General features: G+C 49.9%; 9 protein-coding genes. 2 read left to right on the forward strand and 7 right to left on the reverse strand.

Annotation, left to right across the window (positions count from 1 at the left end):
* Positions 1 to 29 precede the first annotated feature (29 nt).
* From EYB58_RS01485 to EYB58_RS01500, 4 genes are all read right to left on the reverse strand, one after another.
* Positions 30 to 1,382 (reverse strand): sigma-54-dependent transcriptional regulator, encoded by a 1,353-nt coding sequence (locus tag EYB58_RS01485; RefSeq protein WP_111954660.1) that lies wholly within the window; start codon positions 1,380 to 1,382, stop codon positions 30 to 32.
* Positions 1,383 to 1,396: 14 nt separating this feature from the next.
* Entirely contained in the window at positions 1,397 to 2,752 is a 1,356-nt protein-coding gene (locus EYB58_RS01490) for a sensor histidine kinase (protein ID WP_163354312.1), read from the reverse strand.
* Positions 2,753 to 2,948: 196 nt separating this feature from the next.
* Positions 2,949 to 4,763, reverse strand: coding sequence for an SLC13 family permease (locus EYB58_RS01495; RefSeq protein ID WP_165477744.1), 1,815 nt, complete (start codon positions 4,761 to 4,763; stop codon positions 2,949 to 2,951).
* 143 nt (positions 4,764 to 4,906) lie between these two features.
* Positions 4,907 to 5,470, reverse strand: coding sequence for a universal stress protein (locus tag EYB58_RS01500; RefSeq protein ID WP_111954664.1), 564 nt, complete (start codon positions 5,468 to 5,470; stop codon positions 4,907 to 4,909).
* A 421-nt stretch (positions 5,471 to 5,891) separates the two neighbouring features.
* Between EYB58_RS01500 and lon the strand changes: the two genes are divergently transcribed.
* Positions 5,892 to 7,958: an endopeptidase La gene (gene lon, locus EYB58_RS01505; protein WP_111954666.1), complete on the forward strand. Its 2,067-nt coding sequence runs from the start codon at positions 5,892 to 5,894 to the stop codon at positions 7,956 to 7,958.
* A gap of 83 nt (positions 7,959 to 8,041) precedes the next feature.
* On the opposite strand, the gene EYB58_RS01510 is transcribed toward lon, so the two are convergent.
* A complete protein-coding gene (locus tag EYB58_RS01510; protein WP_111954668.1) occupies positions 8,042 to 8,797 on the reverse strand; it encodes an ATP-binding protein in 756 nt (251 codons plus the stop codon).
* A 97-nt stretch (positions 8,798 to 8,894) separates the two neighbouring features.
* Here EYB58_RS01510 and EYB58_RS01515 point away from each other — a divergent pair, with 97 nt between their 5' ends.
* Positions 8,895 to 9,680 (forward strand): Crp/Fnr family transcriptional regulator, encoded by a 786-nt coding sequence (locus tag EYB58_RS01515; protein WP_341273383.1) that lies wholly within the window; start codon positions 8,895 to 8,897, stop codon positions 9,678 to 9,680.
* On the opposite strand, the gene EYB58_RS01520 is transcribed toward EYB58_RS01515, so the two are convergent.
* Both EYB58_RS01520 and EYB58_RS01525 read right to left on the reverse strand, forming a co-directional pair.
* Complete coding sequence (locus tag EYB58_RS01520) at positions 9,657 to 10,376, reverse strand: 4'-phosphopantetheinyl transferase family protein (protein WP_111954670.1); 720 nt, start codon at positions 10,374 to 10,376, stop codon at positions 9,657 to 9,659. The two genes, EYB58_RS01515 and EYB58_RS01520, sit on opposite strands and share 24 nt — an antisense overlap.
* A complete protein-coding gene (locus tag EYB58_RS01525; protein WP_111954672.1) occupies positions 10,377 to 22,133 on the reverse strand; it encodes a type I polyketide synthase in 11,757 nt (3,918 codons plus the stop codon).
* Between the last annotated feature and the right edge of the window lie 36 nt (positions 22,134 to 22,169).

Below are 22,169 nucleotides of genomic sequence, written 5' to 3' on the forward strand. Positions count from 1 at the left end.
GAATTATAGAAACCGATGGAAAATGACTGTTATTCCAATTTAAACGCTTTGATCTTGCGCCACAAAGAGACCCGGTCGATCTCCATTATTTCGGCAGCCCGGGTTTTATTCCAGTTGGTCTGTTCCAACACCCACTGGATATACCGTTTTTCCTGCTCCTTCATGGTGGGAATTTTGCCTTCCGGGGCTGTGCGGTAGGTTTCAATAGCCAGTTGAGTAAGATGATCGGGCAGTGCCTCGGGATATATCACTTCGCTGTTTTCCATGGCCACGGCGCGTTCTATAATGTTTTCAAGTTCCCGGACGTTTCCCGGCCAGGCATAGTTGGCAAGTAAATCCATGGTGATCCGATCAATTTCCTTGATGCTTTTTCCCATATCCCGGTTTTTCTTTGCCAGAAAATGATAGGCCAGAAGCGGAATATCCTCTTTTCTGTCTGCCAGGGCAGGCAGTATGATGGATGCCACGTTGAGCCGGAAATAAAGGTCCTGGCGGAAATGGCCCTGATCCACCTCGTGGCGCAGGTCCCTGTGGGTGGCGGCAATGAATCTTAAATCCACGCCGAGGGTCTGGGTGCTGCCCACCCGCATGATCTCTTTTTCCTGGATCACGCGCAGGATTTTGACCTGCATGGAGGGCGGCATATCCCCGATTTCATCAAAAAACACCGTGCCCTGGTCGGCAAACTCAAACAGGCCTTTTTTGGTTTTCATGGCACCGGTGAAAGCCTCTTTTTCATGGCCGAAAAGCTCATTGGCCATGAGGTCCTCTGAAAATGAACCGCAGTTAAAGGCCACCATTTCATGCTTTTTCCGGCTGGAAAGACTATGAATCGCCCTTGCCACAAGTTCTTTACCCGTGCCGCTTTCCCCTAAAATCAGCACGGAGATATCGGTCTGGGCCACCTGGGCAATGGTCTTTTTCACTTGAAGCATGGACGGACTGTTACCGATAATTTCGGGCAGCTTTGCCTTCTGGTCGAGCTGCTTTCTAAGCGATTGATTCTCCATTTGAAGGGATCGCTTGAGAAGGGCCTGTTTAATAATCTGCCGGACCTCATCTAATTTATAGGGTTTCGCAATGTAATGATAGGCCCCTTCTTTCATGGCGATAACAGCATTATCGACAGTGGCGTAGCCGGTGATCATGATGACTTCAGCGTAGGGCTGCAGTTCCCGGCTGTGTTCAAGGATCTGCATGCCGTCAATTTTCTTCATCTTGTAATCGGTGATAATCAGATCAAAAATCTTGGATTTGATAAGGTTCAACCCCTTGGTTCCGCTGTCGACGGCAGTAATCTTGTATCCATCCTTGAGAAGAATGTGTTCAAGATTTTTAAGAGCGATCTGCTCATCTTCGATAATGAGAATATGTTCTTGCATGGTGCTCCCTAATGTCACTCCGGCAGGCTGACGGTAAAGATTGTACCTTGGCCAAGGGTGGAATTTACGCGGATTGTTCCGCCGTGCTGCTCGACGATGCCGTGGATAATGGAAAGTCCTAGACCCGATCCCTTTCCTACTTCCCGGGTGGTAAAAAAAGGATCAAAAATTTTGGCCAAATGTTCTTTTTTTATCCCGTTGCCCGTATCCTGAACCGTAAAAATAAAAGCATGTGCCTGACTGTCCTTGAACGCTGAAATGGTCAGACATCCGCCGTTCTGGTCCTCCATGGCAAATACGGCATTAATAATCAGATTAAGCAGTACCTGCTGGATGCGCCGGGGATCCATGCGCCCTTCAATATCATCGGGAACGGTGATTTCCAGGTCAATATCCGAAGGGATATCCCCTGTAATAAGATGCATGGTGTTGTTGACCAATTTTTTAAACAGGACCGGCTCAAGGCTGAAATCACTTTGCCTGGAAAAATCAAGCAGTGCCCGGATAATTTCCTTTGACCGGTTGATCTCCTGTTCAACATTTGCCAAAAGCTTTTTTTTATACTTAATATCCTGGTCTTCAATTTCCTCCTGGATGATCTGGATACTGGTGGAAATATTGTTTAGCGGATTGTTCAGTTCATGGGCGACCCCGGAAGTAAGCGTGCCTAAAGATGACATTTTCTCGGCCTGGATAAGCTGGGTTTTACGCCGACCCAGCTCTCCAATCATATCATTCAGGCTTACGGCCAAAGATTCAAACTCGTCTCCGGTTTTTATTGCCGGAATTTTATCATAATCTCCCTTGGCAATGTGTTTAATCCCGGTTTCAATAGCCTTTAAGGGCCGGTTAAGCTTGATAACCAAAAAAATGGCGGCCAGCACCGTGAGGATAAATAAAGAGAACAGGGAAAACATCAGGTACTGCCTGGACCGGTCCAGCAGTTCAAATACCTTTTGTTTCTCTGTTTTTACCACCTGTTCAATATCAGTGGTGAACTCCCGCCCCAGCTGGGTCACCGTATTTTGAATCTGCAAAGACTGCGCCAAAGACACGGTACCTTTTTGATACAGATCTGCCAGGGTTTCCATGTTGCTGCGGTACGCATTGATGGCCTGGTTGCGTTGCTCAAAGGAGGGATCATTTGTCACAAAGTCAGAAAATTCTTTTTCAATAAGCGCTTGTTTTTCATCGATTTTACCGATGTATGACAGGGCCATGGACAGATCCTTGATGTCCTTTCTTAAAAAAAAATTTTTTTCGTAACGCCGGGCCTCGAGCACCGTATCCAACAGGTCCCGTTTTTTTTCAATGAGCACCAGGGTATTCAAGACCATGGAATTACTATAGTGGTTCACAAACCATATCATGCTGTTGACCACCATGAAAACCAGGAAAAGAAAGGATATTTTATGTCTAAGACTGAATCGCATAATCAATTTATATATATGTTCGCTATGGGAAACAAGGCCATAGCCGGTTTAATTGTTATCTCTTGACAATAAAAGGGCCGATCGGACACAAAGTCATCCGATCGGCCCGGGGGAACACCATTATTTTTCGAGTTTAAGAAATACCGTAGAAAAAATAGATCACGGCCAACTCCACAACAAGGAACAGCACAGTCATCACAGCACCGGCCTTGGTATAATCAATGGTCCTGTAACCACCCGGCCGCATGATCAGGGCATTAACCTGGTGGGTCGGCAACACAAAGGTGTTGGATGCGGAAATCCCCACCACCAGCGCAGCCATTCTCGGATCAGCCCCGGCCATGACAGCCATGTTCATGCACAGGGGCACCAAAAGCACCGTGGCCCCCACATTGGAGATAACCAGAGTAAAAAAGGATGCCATGACACCCACAACCGCCAGAAGAACGATGGGGGAAGGCGTTCCGATCAGGTTGAGCACGGTTTGGGCAATAAACCCGGCCGTGCCGGTCTTCTCAAAGGCAATACCCAAGGGGATAAGTCCTGCCAGAAGGAAAACCGTCATCCAGTCTACGGACTGATAGGCTTCGTCAACGGTGAGAACACCTGTGATGATCATGCCAAGCGCCCCGGACATAAGCGCCACTGACAACTGGATTTTTAAGACCACGATCTGAAAAAGGGCAAGTGCAAGCCACCCTACAGCCAGCATTGCTTTCTGGGGCCTCAAAATTTCGCCTTCCAGTTCAGAGGCGAACATTAACGATTTTGGGGCCGGCCGATTTTTAAGAATATGAAATTTTTCCCAGGGTCCCTGAAGCAGCAGGGTATCCCCCATGGACAGCCGGATATTGGTCAGTCCGGAATAGTACTTGCGGTTGTCCTTGAACAGCACCAGAGGATTAAGACCGAACATCTCTTTGAAATCCACCTCGTTCAAGGTTTTTCCGATCAGTTCGGACCTGGGAGACACAACAGCCTCCACCATGCCGGCATTGGTGTTTGCAAGGGACTCGGAAAAGGTATCCAGAGCCGGCTTCATTTCCCAGCTATATTCCGCTGCCAGCCGGTCAATATTTTCCTTTTTACCCACCACCACGATATCGTCGCCGGCATTAATGCCTTCGTAGCTGTGGGGCACATGGTTGGTGGTCCGGGTGGCGGGTGAAGAGATGCCAATGACCGTAACAAGAAATTGAGGCCGAATGTTTAGATCATCCAGAAGCCCTGTGGTGCCGCTTGATTCGGGCACATGCATCTCGACCAGGCTGTTGACCCCCTGGTATTCCTGGATCAGTACATCTGATGCGCCTTTGCCGGCATCGCCACTTGCGTTTGGAAGAATGAACCGTCCCAAAAACAGAAAATATAAAAGCGCCGTAAGCAACAGACACACACCGATGGGGGTCTGGGTAAACAATCCGAAAGGTTCAAGCTTTTCACCGCCCAAAACCATAAGATCGTTGAGCAGGATGGTCGGGCTTGCACCCACAAGGGTCAGGGTGCCGCCGATAATGGCGCAAAACCCCATGGGCATCAGGATGCGGGAAGTGGGAATGCCCACCCGCTTGGAGATTCTCTGGGTGGCGGGCAAAAACAGGGCTGCGGCCCCAATGTTCTGCATCATACTTGAAATAACGCCCACTGTGCCTGAAACCAGAAGCATGATCTTGGCTTCGCTTCTGCCTGCCAGGGCCAGGATGGGCTTGGCCACCTTATTCATAACGCCGGTTTTATCCAACCCCGCACCAATGATAATTACGGCAATAATGGAACAAACTGCATTGGAACTTAAGCCCACAAAGGCTTCTTTGGGAGAGATCAGTCCAATCAGGGGAAGAAGGACCATCATCATTATCCCGACCACATCCACCCGCACCCATTCGAACACAAAGAGGCAGATAACAAAAACCAGGATGATCATGGTCATAATCATATCAGGTGTCATTTAAAAAAACACTCCATTCAAAATTAACTATTATTCAGCACAGGTGCTATTCACCTTCATTTCTGTAGATAAAGCACAGCACCGCTGTAAACAAAATGAGACTAAGACCGATGACAAAATGAGCACTCATGAAAGATATCCTCCTAATTAACTGAATAAACGCAAAGCCGCTGGGCAATCCGGTCCTGGTTGACGGCAGCATCCCTTATCGCAGCAGGACGCTTGTTCTCGGAAATAATAAATTCAATATGCCCGCACTCTTTGGTGATATCGGCAATGGCATGGTCAACACCGGCCTGGCTTGTGGTATGGGCAAATTTCAGGCCCAGGTCTGCAGCCTTCGCCTCGAACTGCGCCACATTTTTTGCGGCCGTCTCCTTAAAATCGGTGTACAGTTCTTCCTGGGTGGTGGAAAAAAATGAGGTCACGTCATAGGTCAGATTGGCCGCATTCACCGCAATAATGCCATAATCCATTCGTTTTGCCATATCCAGGGCATAATCAACCATCTCATCGGAAAAACGGCTTTCAAGTGTGGCAACCACCAGGTTTTTCCCCTGGTTTTCGCTACATAACATGCATTGATCGGTATAAGTATCAGCATCACTGTTAACGCAAGGCTGGGAAAACGTAATGGTTTTTCCCGTATTGCCGTGTTTTTTGCCAAGAGTTAAGATTCTATCCTTTAATCCATTTAAAAACTGCATACGTAACCATCCTCCTTATAGATGTATTGGGTTTATCATCGTTGTTGACAAATAATGAGCAAGTTGCATACCAGTTTCCCCAAAACAGCCAGAACAGCCTATATAGCAAGGGTTTTCATAAGCTTGAGGCCGACCTCGCGCCCCCAGTGGCGTTGCATAATGCAATATTTTTTAAAATAATTATTTAAAGCCTTACCTCGCGCCTGTTTACGGATATTGCAATTCTCAATGTCGGTGTTGCGTAATGAAACAATTCATACCTGATTCGCCTTTTATTTTTGTTTGAGGAGGTGGGGAAAACCCTTATGAAATCATTTCTCAAAAGACCGCCGCACTCCCAATCAGGCATCAGGCATGGTAATTGCTGCATGCTAAAAAAACTTAATGATTTTGAAGAGTGAAGAGAAAGGGCTGTCAGAGGGTGAAACGAATCTTTAAAAAAGAGAAAGAGACTCAGGTTGTTGATACTGGAGCAGAAGAAGTTGCCGCGCTGCGCGAGGCCGTGCTGGACCAAAAAATCCCGGCCGAGGTTGAAAAAATTTTGCTCAAAGAGATTGAGCGGCTTGAAAAGATCAACCCGACTGCGGCAGAGTACACCATCGGGCTCAACCATATCGACTATGTGACGACCCTACCCTGGAACCGATATACCCAGGATAATCTTGACATCCAGCGTGCGCAAACAATCCTGAATTCCGACCATTACGGGCTTGACGAAATCAAGGAGAGAATTCTTGAACATCTAGCGGTCCGGCAGATGAAGCTGTCCCGAAAAAATACCATTCTTGTGGTTGATGATGAGCAGATCACCCGGATGAACTTAGAACATGTCCTGTCCAAGGAGGGCTATGAAGTCAGCACGGCTGACGGCGGCATCCAGGCCCTGGCTTTTTTAAAGGACAAAACCGTGGATCTTGTGATCACGGACCTTAAAATGGATAAAATTGACGGCATGGCACTTCTGGAACGTATAAAGGCCACAAGCCCCTCCACAGAAGTTATCATCATCTCCGGCTATGCCACGGTGCTCACTGCCGTGGACGCTATCAAACGGGGCTCCTTCCACTTTATTCCCAAGCCCCTCAAACTTAATGACATCCGGGAGACCGTTAAAAAGGCCCTGGGCAAAAAAACAGGACTCGTGGAAGCCAAGGGGCCTGTGATCTGCTTTGCCGGCCCTCCGGGCACGGGTAAAACCTCACTTGGCCAGTCCATTGCCCAAAGCCTGGAACGTAAATTTGTCCGAATCTCCCTGGCAGGCCTGAAGGATGAGGCCGACATCAGGGGACACAGGCGTTCCTATGCCGGCGCCCTTGCCGGACGAATCATCCAGGAAATCCGCCGGGCCGAATCGTTAAATCCCGTGCTCATGCTTGATGAAATCGATAAAATAGGACAGGATTTCAAAGGTGATCCTGCCTCAGCCCTGCTTGAAGTGCTGGACCCCCAGCAAAATTCAAAATTCATAGACCATTACCTGGACATCCCCTTTGATCTTTCCAAGGTGATGTTCATTGCCACGGCCAATATGGTGGCACGGATACCAGGGCCTTTGCTGGACCGATTTGAGGTAATTTCCATGTCCGGGTACACCATCGAAGAAAAAACCCACATTGCCCAACGCCACCTGATCCCCCGGGCCATGGAAGATACGGGGCTTTCGGGATTTAACCTTGAATTTACGCAAAATGCGCTTTGTGCCATCATCAGGGAACACACCCGGGAGGCAGGGTTACGAGGCCTTGAACGTAAAATTTCCGCTATCTGCCGCAAGGTTGCCCGGCGATATCTCGATACGCCGAATGCGTCCCGGCAGATAAAAATTGATGAGAGCACCGTGGAAAAACTTCTGGGCCCTGCCAGATACCACTATGAAATTGCAGGGGCAAGGGACCGGGTGGGATGCGCCACAGGCCTTGCCTGGACGGAAAGCGGCGGGGAAATTATCTTTGTTGAGACCACGCGGATGATGGGGGCTGAACGCCTGATCCTCACCGGATATTTAGGCGAAATAATGAAGGAATCGGCCCAGGCCGCCTTAAGTTACATCCGCAGCCACACGGAACAGCTTGGTCTGGGGGCTGACTTTTTCCAGGGCCGGGATATCCACGTTCATGTCCCTTCCGGCGCCATTCCCAAGGACGGTCCGTCAGCCGGGATGACCATTGCCGTGGCGCTGGTTTCCCTTTTAAAGGATATTCCCTGTCCCAGGGATATGGCCATGACCGGTGAGGTGACGTTAAGCGGCAGAATCCTTCCTGTGGGCGGCATCCGGGAAAAACTGCTTGCAGCCAAAACCGCCGGAATCAAGACAATCATCTTCCCTGCCAAAAACCAGGCTGAAATTGCAGCCATGGATGACAGCCTCAAGCAGGGAATAAAAATCTTTTCGGCAGGTGAACTGGACGAAGTGATCCGGCAGGTGTTGGGCCAACCCGCCATTGATTCGGCTTCAGTCTCACCGTTGATAAAAAAAAGCCGGCAATGATTGTCATAAACAGACCCAACACAAGGCACTACGCCATCTTTGACAATCGTTGGCTCTTTTGTATTGGCGAAACGGTTGAATTTTCATACACCGACAAGCGGTGAAACAGAAGCGTCTGACAATGGTTGGCCTGTCGTTGAAATGGTTACCCGGTGAACAGGAATGCTTTCACCTGATTTTTCCATGGCGCGCTCAACGATCCATTTCATTTGTGAACAGCAAGGAACTTCCATGACCATCATGGTGATACCCAGGATATTATTCCGGGTAAAAATGTCTGCAAGCTTGTCAATATAAAGATCTGCATCATCAAATTTGGGACAGCCTAACATGACGACCTTGCCTTTTAGGTAATCTGAATGAAACGACGGTGCGGCAACAGGAACACAGTCTGCTGTGATCAGCAGGGTTGCATCTTTTAAAAAAGGGGCTGTAGCGGGAATCAGCCGAAGCTGTACCGGCCAGTGTCCTAAGGCGGAGTCTCCAGTGGACCCGGCAGTCGGCACCCCCATTCCCGGTACCGGGGAGATGGGAAACATTGTTACCTGCTGTGATGGGCAACCCTTAGATTTTTGGGGGGCAATTATTGATTTTTGTGCATCAAGCCGTGCGTGTACAGCCTGTTCATCATATTCGTCAGCCCGGCGTTCAATGAGTTTAAGCGCACCTCTGGGGCAATCGCCAAGACAGGCACCAAGCCCATCACAATATTTATCGCCAATGACCTTTGCCTTGCCGTCAATGATCTGGATGGCCCCTTCGGCACAGGAGGGCACGCAATTACCGCAGCCATCACACTTTTCTTCGTCTATCTCTATAATTTTACGGATAATTTCCATGGGCTACTCCTTAAAATTTAAATTGAGTTTACATCCTGGCTTGAAGTTACTATAGACAAAAAAAGAAAACCTTGATCTGGATCAAGCCGTTAATTTTTTGCTGTTATCCAGATGCCCAAATCAAACCATTGCTGAAAAATATTTCGGGAGGCAAAGAATCGAAAAATATCTGCATATCATTCCCCTTTTTTCAGGGCTGACGGAAGACCAAAGTGAAACCCTTGCCGCGTTGTCCAATGAATTAACCGTCAACAAAGGCGAAATCATATTTCAGGAAGGTGACAGGGCCGAAGGATTTTATATTGTGGCAGCAGGCAAAATCAAAGTATTTAAAATGTCTTTTGAGGGAAAGGAGCAGATCCTGCATATATACGGACCCGGCCATACATTCGGTGAAGTTCCTGTGTTCCAGGGAAAAAGCTTTCCGGCCTCTGCCATGGCCCTGGAACTTTCAACCATTCTTTTTTTACCCCGGCAGGCGTTTGTCCAGCAAATTGGAAAGTCCCCCGCCCTTGCTATGAATATGCTCGCAGATCTGTCCAGGCGCTTAAGGGAATTTACGGTTCAGATTGAAAATTTAAGTCTGAAGGAAGTGCCTGCCAGGCTGGCCGCTTATATTCTGACCCTGGCCCAGGAAGGGGCGGGGCATTCACAAATGGTGCCATTGCAAAAAAAATCGCAAAAAGCACGCCTGCCGTCAGCCAGCGTGTCGTTGCCTGTTTCCAAGGTTCAACTGGCAAGCCTCATCGGCACAACCCCTGAAACCATTTCCCGTGTGTTAAAAAAGATGGGCCAGGCCGGATTTATCAAGGCGAAAGGAAAAAAAATTTTGATTCCAGATCAGGAGAGACTGGAAGAGTTATCCCATACCGGTCGTCTTTAGAAGTGGAAAAACCACCGAAAAAATAATGTTCTCCCGCTGGTATGATTTTACGAGAACGCCATCAATAGGGTTATGATTTTCATACAGCGTTTTATCCAACCATTCAATTTTTTTTGCAGAAGTTCTTAAACCGGTACGCCGGTATTTGAGCAAGGCTTCTTTGATGGTCCAAATTTTCAGGATGGTTTCAAGATCTGCCTCGGCGTAGGCGCGTTGCTCTTTATTTGAAAAGCCGGCGTGTAAAAGTGCCGGGATATCCACAGGGCATATGGCCTCCATATCGACACCCAGGGCATTGGCTTTTCCGCACAGAGCGGCCAAGGCGTAATCCCCTGAATGTGTAATGGATATGGCGTAATTAAAGGATGGCGCCAGGCCTGGTGCCCCGAATGCGTCATTATGTATCTCAATTGCATCCGGGGACAGGCCTGTCGCCTGCATGACAAGGTTTTTTACCGCCCATCGACCGGCCAGACGTTCCACCTGCTTTTTCAGGGCAAACAATTGATTTAACCTGTTCAGTTCCGCCGGGGAAAGTACTGGTTGTGCAAATTGATCCGGACGGAATTGGCAGCCGGGCTTGGTTTGGTAACCAGGCCCGACGATTTGGGGTAATAACGTCTTGAGCATTTCCGGGATGTGAACAAGGCAAAACTGGATGCCTTGTTCCCGGAACAGCAGAGTCATGCGTCGCATCTATCCGGCCATAAGGCTTTTTCCTGCCTGCTTGATTATGGACATATCCGGACGTTCCTCTTCGGTTAAGCGATCCACCCGGACCATTTGAAAATCCTGGATATCAATGATCACACGACCCGAAGGTTCTGCCAACTGCATATGATAGGTTTTGGTGTCACTGCCCTGGGCCATACGCCGGGTCACGCAGAAATAGGGCGTATTCGGCAGAACCGTCCCTGCAAATGATGCCTTGCGGATGGTATAAGGCAGCACCACGTCGGCACTGGTGAAAAATTCCAGTATGCCGCCGGTTTGGAACATGGCATCCATGATCACCACAGGGGTGGCAAATTCAGGATAGGTCCGACCCTTAAAAAATTCGCGACCGGGCCGCCATTGAACCACGGTGACCAGGCTATCCTGGTCCAGGGCGGCCAACTGATCCACGGAGCGAAACAGCCCGTCCATGAACAGGCGGTCAGGGTGGTAGATCTGTTTTTGCCATTCGGCATCGACCTTAAATTCAGACAACGCCGGGATGGATATCTCACCCAGGGCAGGTAAATCCGTCCCGATTTTAAATTTACCTTGGTAATGCAGGGTGTCCTGGACAGAGGCTTTGCCTCCCGGGGGGGTAAAAACAGAGTGGATCTCAGTATTTATTAAGCCGTCCGGCGTTTTTTCAGCATAGACCTCAATGTTTTTCGGACGATTTTTTAACAATTTGATGCCATAGGGGATTTTGAAATCACTGACTTCGAGGACACGCCCTTGGGCACCGTCATATTCCAGAGCCGCTTCAGCCATGGTTTCCAGACCGGTTGCCCCTAAAAATAAAGGCACACCTTTTCTGGCATGGTCGAAAAGGAAAAGATCCCTGTCCGCTTCCAAAAGGCGTTTGAATTTCAGACTGTCCCGGCCGGCATCCTTTTCCACGGTATCCAGGAAGGGACCTATGGCAAGCAAGCCGTCCGGGTCAAATGCGGCTGGATTGTTTTCAGGAGGCGCACCAATCAAAATTTCATTGCTGACCGGATTGAGCAGCTCTTCCTGGAAAAAACGAACCCCTTGGGCCACCGGAAGAAAGGCAATGCCTTTTTCCTTTAGCACGGCTTCAATAGTGCCCTGGGCAGCCATACCGATCTCGGCCCAGGCAGTCCACTCAAAAATCTTGTAAGTCTGTTCCGGTGTTTTCAGGGCGCTGGCCTGTATCATGGCTGCCATCATGTCGTTTCCGGCAGTGTAGTCTGACTGGGCCTCATTGCCGAATCTGGCCGTGATGGATGAAAACCCGATGAGATACCGGCAGCTTTTGTTTTCAATGGCGGCCAGTACATTGGCCATTCCCTTGACTTTGGTGTCAAAAACAAGATTGAAATCATCCATGGATTTTTTTTCAATCATAATGCTTCGGTCCACACCAGCGGCATGAATCACCCCGTCAATACGATCGTATTGGTTAACCGCTTTAAGAACGGCGTCGGGGTCTGTGACATCCACGGCATGGTAATCCACTGTTTTTACTCCGGCGCGCAATTGGGCCAAATTTTCCCGGGCCGTAAGAATCCGTCGCAGTCCGGCCGTTTTATTTTTCAGTTCCACGGGTTTAGCTTTCGGATGTATGGACTTAAGTGCGGCCATGATTTGTGTGTCATCCATGGCATCGGTCACAGAAATTTCCAATTCATCTTCCACCCGGCTGCGTCCTAAAATAACCAGGTTCATATCCGGACGAATAACCGCCTTGAGCAGTTCATAGGTGATGCCCGCAGCGCCCCCTGTAACCAGCAAGGTATCGGTATCTTTGATAACGGATGTCTCCGGCCCTTGGGGCTGGGATTCCTCGGGACTTCCGGTCTTTGCCCGGATGCCGAATCTTACACCCTTTTCAATGCCCACCTCCAGGCGGGTGCTGGCGCTGAACACTTCGGCCATAAACATGGCGGCTGCTTTATTCATATCCGCAAGCTCATTTTTATCCATGAACTCCACAAGTTTTACCCCTGTTTGCGGGTACTCTTTGGCTACGGTTTTCAGCAAACCTGAAATACCGCTGAACACAGGAAAAATATGATCCGGTGCCGGTTCCTTGAAACGAGCCAGGGCAGACTGAACCGATAGGGCTGCCAGGCGGCCGCGGGATTCATCCAGGCGGCTGCCGAATGCTTTGCACAACAGGAATAAAAATTTAACTGATGCGCTCTCTGCCGCCAGGTTTTCACCTGAATCCATGGCAAAATCCAGGGAATGAAGGAAAAAGATCCCTGAAAGGGCCTCATGGTCTGACTTGATCCGGGAGATAACGTCTTCGGCACCTTCAACGGTGTTTAAATCAACAATGTAATCATCCTGTTCACTGTTACCCACACAGATGACCTGCCCTTTGTTGTCTTTGATCAAATCCGCCACAGCCCGGCCAAATCCCTGGTTGTCCATGGTGATCAAATAGGTTTGACCTTCAAAACTACGGTTGTCTGGTGCAGAGTTGGGCAGTTTCCGCAATCCAAAGGTATAACGTTGAATTCCAGCATTCTCCGAGGCTTCTTGGGTCTGGCTTGACTGCCCGGAGAGCTCAGTTTCAGCTGCTTGGGCACTGGGAGCTGCCGGTGCCTGCGGGGTATCGGCATTGTTGTTGCCCTCCCCGGCGAGTTCACCCTGGATATATTCACTGATTTTACTGATGGTATTCAATTCAGACAGATTGATATCTTCGGGAACGGACAGACCGTATTCTTTGGTGATCTTGCCGAAGGTCTCCACCTGTTTGACCGTGTCAATGCCCAAATCCGCCTCCAGATCCAGGTCCGGTTCCAGCATATCAATGGTGTAACCGGTCTGCTCGGCGATCATGGCCGTGATGTCTCCCGTGATGTCCGGACCGCTTTTAGCTCCTGAAGCCGGTGCCTGGGTTACGGTGCCGGATTCGGGCTGCTCCGGGGTGTCCGCCGTTTGAATGCGGCTGCCGATATACTCGGCAATTCTTCGTATGGTATTCAGTTCCGAAAGGCTGATATCCTCGGGTACGCTCAGGCCAAAGGACTTGGTGATCTTACCGAAAGTCTCCACCTGCTTGACCGTGTCAATGCCCAAATCCGCTTCCAGATCCAGATCCGGTTCCAGCATATCAATGGTGTAACCGGTCTGCTCGGCGATCAAGGCCGTGATGTCATCCATGACGGCCGGACCGCTGTCAGCACCTGAAACCGGTGTCTGGGCAACGGTGCCCGATTCTGTCTGTTTCGAAATGCCTTCCGTTTGAATGCGGCTGCCGATATACTCGGCAATTCTTTGTATCGTGTTCAGTTCCGAAAGGCTGATATCCTCGGGTACGGGCAGACCAAAGGACTTGGTGATCTTACCAAAGGTCTCCACCTGCTTAACCGTGTCAATGCCTAAATCCGCTTCCAGATCCAGATCCGGTTCCAGCATATCAATGGTGTAACCAGTCTGCTCGGCAATCAAAGTTGTGATCTCCGCCGTGATGTCCGGGCCGCTGCCGGAACTTGAATCCGGCGTATGGGCAGCTGCACCGGCGGCAGGCGCTGCCGGGCTGTCCGCCGTCTGAATACGGCTGCCGATATACTCGGCAATTTTCCGTATGGTATTCAGTTCCGCTAGGCTGATATCCTCGGGTACGGGCAGCCCGAAAGACTTGGTGATCTTGCCGAAGGTCTCCACCTGCTTGACCGTGTCAATGCCCAAATCCGCTTCCAGATCCAAATCCGGTTCCAGCATGTCATGGGTATAGCCGGTCTGATTTGCGATCAGGTCGGTGATTTGGCTTAAAACATCTGTGGCCGCTGCATTGCTCGCAGCTTTTCCGGACTGTTGAGCCCCTGCAGATACCGGCTGTTTGGGTTCCTCGTGTGCCTTTGATGTCCGGCTGTCAGGAACCTTGTGTCCGGCGGCATCACTGCCTTTTCCCTTGATATTCTCCTGGGCCATTAAGTCCGGTTGCCTCTCCTTGGGAAGAACGCACAGGGTTTTATTTATAATGCCCAGCATGGGCTTAGCGCTGCCGGTAATCCGGACCAGCCACTCATGGTAGGCCGGGTTGTTCTCCACGTCGACTTCCTGGACCCGGTCCATCATTAAAAAGGCAAAATGAGATCCGAAACCAGCGCTGAAATGCAGCCCAAAACGATAATCGCCATGCCCTGATTGCGTAAAATTCAAATCTGAAAATTCGGCGGGAACATTATCCAGGTTGGCCACAGGCGGAAACGTCTTTTTCTGCAGACCTTTGACCAGTATGGCATCTTCAATGCCTGCGCCCAGGGTATGGCCCGTATATCCCTTGGTGTTGGTGATTGCGATGTGCTTGTAATCGTTGGGGAACGCGCCTTTCAACGCCTGAACTTCAGCCGAGGCACTGCCGCCCCGGGCCGGTGTAAAGGTCTCATGGGACATGAATACCAGTTGCTTGGCCATATCCGTGCGGGATATGGCGTTTTGTCTTTCCACCCGGCCCACGAATTTATTAAGTTCACCGGCAAGGTGACCCACATCAATGCGGGAAGGATGAAATGCACTGTTTCCAATATGGGAACCTAAAATCCGGGCCTGGCCGTTCAACCCCCTGTGTTTCAGGGTATCTTCGCGTTCCACAACGATCCCCACCGCACCGGATCCTAAAATTGTGCCGTTTCGGTCCTCATCAAAGGGTTTGGCTGCGTCGGAAACCACTTCCTTGCTGGTGGCAGCGCCCATGGCCAGAAATCCGGACCCCACCCACGGCATTTGGGCATCACTTGTGGCCGCTTCCCCACCGATGACAATCACCCTTTCACACCGGTCGTTTCGAATCCAGTCCTGTGCCACGCCAATGGCCTGGGTGGTGGATGCACACGCCCCGCTTAGATGAATATTGGGTCCCTTAGCGCGGATAAGCTGGGCAAAATGTGCGCCGCCCAGAGACACGATGTCAAAAAGGATATTACGTTCAAATTTATACTGGCCGTATACTTTGCGCCGCTCACGAATCCTGAAAAACCAGTCCGTAATCACATCCTTCATATCCCTGTCTGCGAGATTCTCCATCAGATGATAGTAGATGTTTTCCAGCTCATCATAGGGTTTAACGTAAAACTTGTTGTAATAATACGCATTGAGATGATGCAGCAGGGTTTCAAAACCTGGGAAAATACCGGTCATGATAACGCCGGTTGTCTCCTGCATCTCTTCGGGCAAGACAAGTGCGTCCGGGATGCGACTGCCGGTAGAGGTTTTTTTATACCCTTGGACCAAGGGTATATGGGCGTCTTTCAAGGCTTCAATCCCTGCTGCCATGGCCAGTTCATCCACGAGGTCAAACTTGCGGCTGATGCCGTATTCTGCAGACAGATCAAAATACCCGAGTTTTCCGGCCAGTTGGATCACATCCTGGGTGCGCACAATATCCATAAACCTGGCATTTCCGTTGGGTTGCTTGTATACCCGGGTAATGTTCATGTCCACGATTTTGTCTTTCTCTTCCTGGGTCAGGGGTTCAATGAAATTATTCCCGGCCAGAATACGGTCAAAGTTTTTTTCATTGAATACCTGGTTTCCTTTGCCCGGAAGGCCCACAGCAACACCGGCAACACAGACAGAACCGGTATACAGGCCTAAATTTTCAACGGCCGCCAGGGCATTTTTCTGCTGAAACGCCTGATATTCGCGCTGAAGTGCTTCCTGGACCCGCGTTTTATTCTGTTCTATAAAGGTGTTAAACGATATGTCTTTGTTCATCATTTCTTTTAGATCGTCTGATTTTTTCAGACCTTCATCTTTAAAAGATTTATTATTTAGGTCTTTAGGCTCAAAGTTCATCAATTCAAGGGGGACGGATTCATTTGCCGGGGCAATGTCCTCTGCCTTGGGTGTGATAAACCGCTCTGCGGCCTGGTTGAAACTTTCAAGCTCACCTTTTTTGGCATCTGCGGTGGGCATGGATTCCGGATTTTCAATGGAGATGTTTTTCAACAGGTTACACAACAGTCTGCCCGGGCCGATTTCAATAAACCGTTTGCAGCCTTGGGCATGAACGCCTTTTACGGATTCAACAAATTCTACCGGGGAGACGATCTGGCGTGCCAGATGGGTCCGGATCATCTGTTCATCAGCCGGATAGGGTTTGGCAGTCAAATTAGAGATGATTTTATGGGCATTTTTAATATTGAACTGCACGGACTCAAGGGTCCTGGCCATATTGTCGGCTGCAGGTTCCAGCAACGGGGTGTGGAAGGGTGCGGACAGGGCCAGTTTTTTATGAAAAATATCTTCGCCCTTAAGATAGTCGCAAAAAAGGTCTATACCCTGTGTTGTGCCGGCAATGGCGGTCTGTTTTTCGCTGTTTTTGTTAACCAGCCAGACATTTTCGACACCGGACTTTTCAATCATATCCTGTGCCTCTTTTTCCCCGTCAAAAACCACCATGATCCCGCCGGGGTTTTCACTAGCTGCCCGGGCCATAAAATCGGACCTGGAAATCACAAGGTTCATGGCCGTACTGAAATCAACCAAACCTGCGCAGTAAAGGGCGGAATATTCTCCGACACTGTGTCCGATATAAAAATCAGGCTCAAAGCCTTTAAGCTGCAATGCATGATAGATGGCCGCCGTGGACAGGAAAATAGCGGGCTGGGTATTTTCCGTCTGGTTCAACGGGGAACCGCCGGCATTCATGATATCCAGCAAAGATGCGCCCCGGCGTTCCCGGAAAATGGCATCCCCCTGATCCATCAGGTCTTTAATTTCAGGCTCAGCCTGATAAAGGGCGTTCAGCATGCCTGCAGACTGGGCACCCTGGCCCGAAAGCAGGGCCGTGACGGCAGCGATCCGGACTTTGTCCGGCCAGACCCCGGGAGTGACAGCCGGCTGTGCCGCAAAAGCGGACGCCTCTTGGGAACGCAGGAACCGGGGCAACCTGCCAATGATCACATGGGCGTGGTTGCCGCCGATACCGTTGACATCAGCACCTAAAAGCGCACCATCGGCAAGCGGTGTGATCTCTTTGACCGGATGCAGCCAACTATCCTCTTTTATGAGGGTGGAGTTGGGTCTGTATCCGTGGGTGGGCAGCAGCACCCCTTTATCCGACATCATTAAAAGCCTTGTCATGACCACGGCAGGATTGGCTGCTTTAAAATACCCGAACTCGGTTTTGATATTACCGTATGCCACGGGATGGTTCAGGCTTTTTTCAATGGCCTGTTTTTCAACCAGATCCAGGAACGGATTGGACACACCAAATACATCCAGATATGCCAGATGGGGTTTCCGGGTTTTAAATGCCCCGGAATCATTTGAGAGCACCTTTTCATATTTGTTTTCAGACGGGGACAGTAAATGCTCAGGCGCACTTGCCGCCATGTTCAGGCATTTTAGTTCACCTATAATAGGCATGTCGTTCTGCTTTGCATATTTATAGGTGGTTACGACCAGACAGGCCGCACCCTCGCCCATGACATATCCATTGGCGTTATTGTCAAACAGGCTGGGTTCGGTTTCCGCCAGAATGCCTAGGCGTTTAAATGCCAGCAGCACCCCCGGATACAGGTTAGTATCCACACCGCCGGTGAGTACGGCATCCAGATTGCCTGCACGCAGATTTTTAACCGCCAGATCCAAGGCCATGGTGGCCGAAGCACATGAGGCATCCACCACAAAGTTGGTGCCCTGGATATTATAATGTTTGGATATGCGGGCAGACACAATGTTTGACAGCATCCCGGGGATGCTGTCCCCGTTCATGGCAGGATACTTTTTGCCTAAAAGATCGCTAACGTGGTCTGCAATGGCTGAAAGGGTATTTTCATCCACCTCCGAAATAGACCGGATCATGCGCTGGAGCAACGGCATCCGGATGCGAATAACGGATTCAACATTCCGGGTTCCGGAAATTGTGCCCAAAATAACGCCGATTTTATTGCCTGTAGTCAGTTTATCCTGAAGACCAGCTTGTTCAAGGGCCTGGCCTGCCGCATCCAGACCGAACAACTGGGCCCGGTCCATGTATTTCATGGCGGAAGGCGGAATCTTAAAGGTTTTGGGGTCCAGCATGAAATCGTCAACAATACCGTTTTTCATCATAGGCAGGCGAAAGCCCGAATTTTCGTCCTCTTCGGCATAGCACGCATTGGCCAGGCGCTCGGTGGGCATAGGCTGGTAAGCCTTTTTCCCTGAAACCATGGCATCCCAGAACGCGTCTTTATTTTTGGCCTTTGGCAGGACAACCCCCATACCGGAAAACACGATCCTGTCGTCATTGGGATCATGGTCAAGATCTGTAAAGATCCTGCGGGAAAGCGTTGTATCGGTTTTGTTGAACTCGCTAACCACGGCATGGTAGTTAATGCCCCCGAACCCATAAGCGCTCACCGCTGCCATGCGCGGACCATTGGCCGGCGCATCCCAGGGTTTAGGATCTCCCAGGACAAACAGGGATGAGTCCGTCATGTCGATTTTCGGAGATATTTTTTCAAATGTACCGTTGGGGGGCAGAATCTGATGGTTTAGGGCCAGCAATGTTTTTATCATGCCGGCCATGCCGGCAGCCCCAAGTAAATGACCAATCTGAGATTTAATGGTTGATACGCCAATGGATGCGCCTGAATCATACACCTGACGCAGGGTATCCATTTCCACGGCATCCCCCACTTTTGTGCCGGTTCCGTGGGCTTCGATAAACTGCACCATCCCGGGGGAGAATTCTGACTTTATCTTTTCATGACAGCGCTGAAATGCTAATTTCTGCCCCTCTTTATCCGGGGCTGCAATGCCCTTGCCCTTTCCATCAGAAGAGGAGGCAATACCCTTGATTACACCAAGGATGGTGTCTTTTTCCCGGATGGCGTCTTTGAGACGTTTCAGGATCAGGACACCGGCCCCTTCGCCCAGGATAAACCCGTCAGCCCGTTCATCAAAGGGAAACGACCCGTTGGCGGACAGGGTACCCATTTTGCAAAATCCCACAAATGATTCCGGTGTCAGATTGGTGTTGACACCACCTGCAATCACCATGTCATGGGTGCCGCTTAAAAGCTCATGAATCCCGCACTCAATGGCGGACAGGGCTGTTGCACACGCGGCATCCACCACGTAATTGGTGCCGAAAATGCCCAAATGATGTGCAAGGCGAGCCGCTTCCATGTTCAACGTGACACCGTGAACAGGTTCATAAAGCGAGCCCTGGGACATTTTGATGCGCAACTCGTCAATGATTTTATTTTGTTCCGTTTCGGACAGTGCATTGAATTCAGGTGTATTGCGCAGGTAATGTTTAACTTCGGGGAAAAAGTATTTAAAATGCAGATCCGATGCCATTTCATTGCCAAGGCAGGTGGCCACAATAACCCCCGCGCGATTCTGTACTTTTGGTACAATTCGGTTATCATCGGTTAAAAGATTTGCGTTTTCTACTGCCTGGTAAGCGGCATGCAGCAGCATTTGCTGGCTGCGGGACAACTTGGATGCCTTGGCCGATGAATACCCGAACCGTTCATTGTCAAATTGGAAATCATTTACTAAACCTGCGATCTGTGTATAGGACTTATCCTCGGCCTTTGGATCGGGATCATAGTAAAGGGATTTTTCCCAGCGGCTATCAGGTACCTTACCAATACTGTATTTTTTATTAATAATATTCTGCCAGAAGGTGTCTGTGTCATGGGCGTCAGGAAACACACAGCCCATGCCCACCACGGCAATGTCATCATTGATCTGACCGTCGGCAGATGTCAGGACTTCAAGCCCATTAAGCCGGTCAATCATCGAATCCTTCTGCAGGAACAATTCCTCATGGATTTGGGCGATGGTGGTCTGGTTTTCCAAGAAAAGAAGACCTTCACCGGTCATGAAATTTCCGTTTTCCCGCTGTTCTTCATCGGTGTACAAAATCCATTGGCCGTCGTTTTCATGACTGAAGTCAGGGGTTTTGCCTTTGGCGCTGATGAGAAGTGAACCTAAATTATCCTTTTCAAAGGCGCTTTTGCGTGCGCCCAAATTCATGGCCCCATCTGCCAGACGGCAATGCTCGTTTCTCATGATCTGACCGGCAAAGGTCGTGTTGGCGGTGCGGCAGTTAAGCCCCACAGTGGAACCGATGATGGTGGTGCGGGTGTGTTCCTGGACCACCTGCTGGTAAACGGGCGTTAAGGCGCCTGATTCAACAATTTCCTTTGTGAACAGGTAGGCGGTGCCCAGTTGAATGCCGATGTTTAGCCCTTCCTTTGCCAGAAGCGCTGTCATGGCGGATATGAAATGGGACCCGGCAGCACTGATAATGCCCCCGGCAAACAGGACGTTCACATCAGACCGTTGATCCGAAGGCAGATCCAGCAGGGTTTCTATGCTCAGTTCCCACAGCACCATACTGGACAGGCTGCCGATATGACCGCCGGCTTCATTGCCTTCCAGGATAAAACGCCGTGTTCCTTTTTCAAATGCGTTTTTCAGGACGCCGGGCATGGGGGTGTGAAGATAGGCCCGGGTGCCGCAGGCTTCCAATTCATTGATCTGGGACGGAATGCCACCGGCAAAAAGTGCAAAGGGGGTTTTTTTGGTTTTGATCAGGTCCAGGTGATGATCCAGGGTGGGGTTAAAGGCTTTGATGCCGATCATGCCGGCACCAAATGCGGGCAGGTCATCTGATTTTTCCGGCAGGATTCCGGCTGCAATCTCCACGGGAAGACTGCCTAACGCAAAGAAAGGCAGACCGCCGTTGTCATAGACCGCCTTGGCAAATTCTTTGTTGTCGGAGATGTTGGCCATGGGACCCTGGGTGATGGGAAAACGGGTGCCGTGCTCCTTTGCCAGGGAAGTGTGTTCTTTTAAGGGATCAAATTGCTCCACAGCGTTCAGGGCATCTCCCACAGAAGTGAACAGGGCCTGAATCATTTGTGTCAGACCGCTGCCGCGCTTTGCAAAGTGTTTGGCAAAGACTGCGTCCTGCCCAAGATAGAACAGGGACTGCATGGGAGCGTCATTATCCTGGCCCAGGCATGCCATATTTTGTTCAATTTCAATTTTAATAAAATCCAGGTTCTCTCCATCTGCTTTTTTAATACTGATTTTTTTGATCAGATCCTGGACGATCTTTGTCCCGGGTTTGGCAAACACCCGGTGCTGTGTGTTGACGCCGCCGTCTAGAATGACAGTGTCAGTCTCTTCCATTTTTCCAAGGGCATCTTTAAACGTCCCGGAAACAGGTGAATCTTCAGCTAAATAGAGCTGGGCATCCAGAACCAGGCCGGCGGCTCCGGCGACAAAAAATCCCGGTGCCGTATGAAACCCCACGCCACCGTGGACAAAATATGGCAGGTCACTTTTTCGTGCATAATACTGACTTAACATAAAGCTTGATGTGGAAGATGCTCTGCCGCCGGCTTCCCTGCCTTTTAAAATGATCCCATGGGGATTGATCTCTTTTAGAATGATTTCAAGCCCAGGGTCATAAATTTCCATCATCAGAATCTCAGCATTTACCGCTTGGCGTTTGATGAGTGAGTCCGGGTTACGATAGGCAACAATAACACATTCGGGCAGATCTGCCGTATGCTGTTCAAAATAGTCCCATATCTCTTCATCCTCCGCATAAATACGGATACCGTGGCGCAAATTTTGATTTTTAAGCTGCCGGAGCAGGTCGGAAAGTTCTGATGTGCTTATAAATTCCGTGTCCAGAACAGGCATGGCACCAGCCAACCAGATGGTTTTAAAAAAATCAAGATCATATGTTTTTGGGGGATGATATGCCAGCAAAGGCAGGCGGGTGGTCAGTATTCTATTAAGCACAGGGCTTCTCCTTGTTATTTTTCAGTTCACTCCGGC

The sequence above is a fragment of the Desulfobacter hydrogenophilus genome (genome assembly GCF_004319545.1).
GTDB lineage: Bacteria > Desulfobacterota > Desulfobacteria > Desulfobacterales > Desulfobacteraceae > Desulfobacter > Desulfobacter hydrogenophilus.

Excerpts from the sequence above, each read along its gene's own strand:
- EYB58_RS01495 (WP_165477744.1), bottom strand. The coding sequence starts at position 4,763 with ATGACACCTGATATGATTATGACCATGATCATCCTGGTTTTTGTTATC.
- EYB58_RS01485 (WP_111954660.1), bottom strand. The coding sequence starts at position 1,382 with ATGCAAGAACATATTCTCATTATCGAAGATGAGCAGATCGCTCTTAAA.
- EYB58_RS01500 (WP_111954664.1), bottom strand. The coding sequence starts at position 5,470 with ATGCAGTTTTTAAATGGATTAAAGGATAGAATCTTAACTCTTGGCAAA.
- EYB58_RS01490 (WP_163354312.1), bottom strand. The coding sequence starts at position 2,752 with ATGATATGGTTTGTGAACCACTATAGTAATTCCATGGTCTTGAATACC.
- EYB58_RS01510 (WP_111954668.1), bottom strand. The coding sequence starts at position 8,797 with ATGGAAATTATCCGTAAAATTATAGAGATAGACGAAGAAAAGTGTGAT.
- EYB58_RS01520 (WP_111954670.1), bottom strand. The coding sequence starts at position 10,376 with ATGCGACGCATGACTCTGCTGTTCCGGGAACAAGGCATCCAGTTTTGC.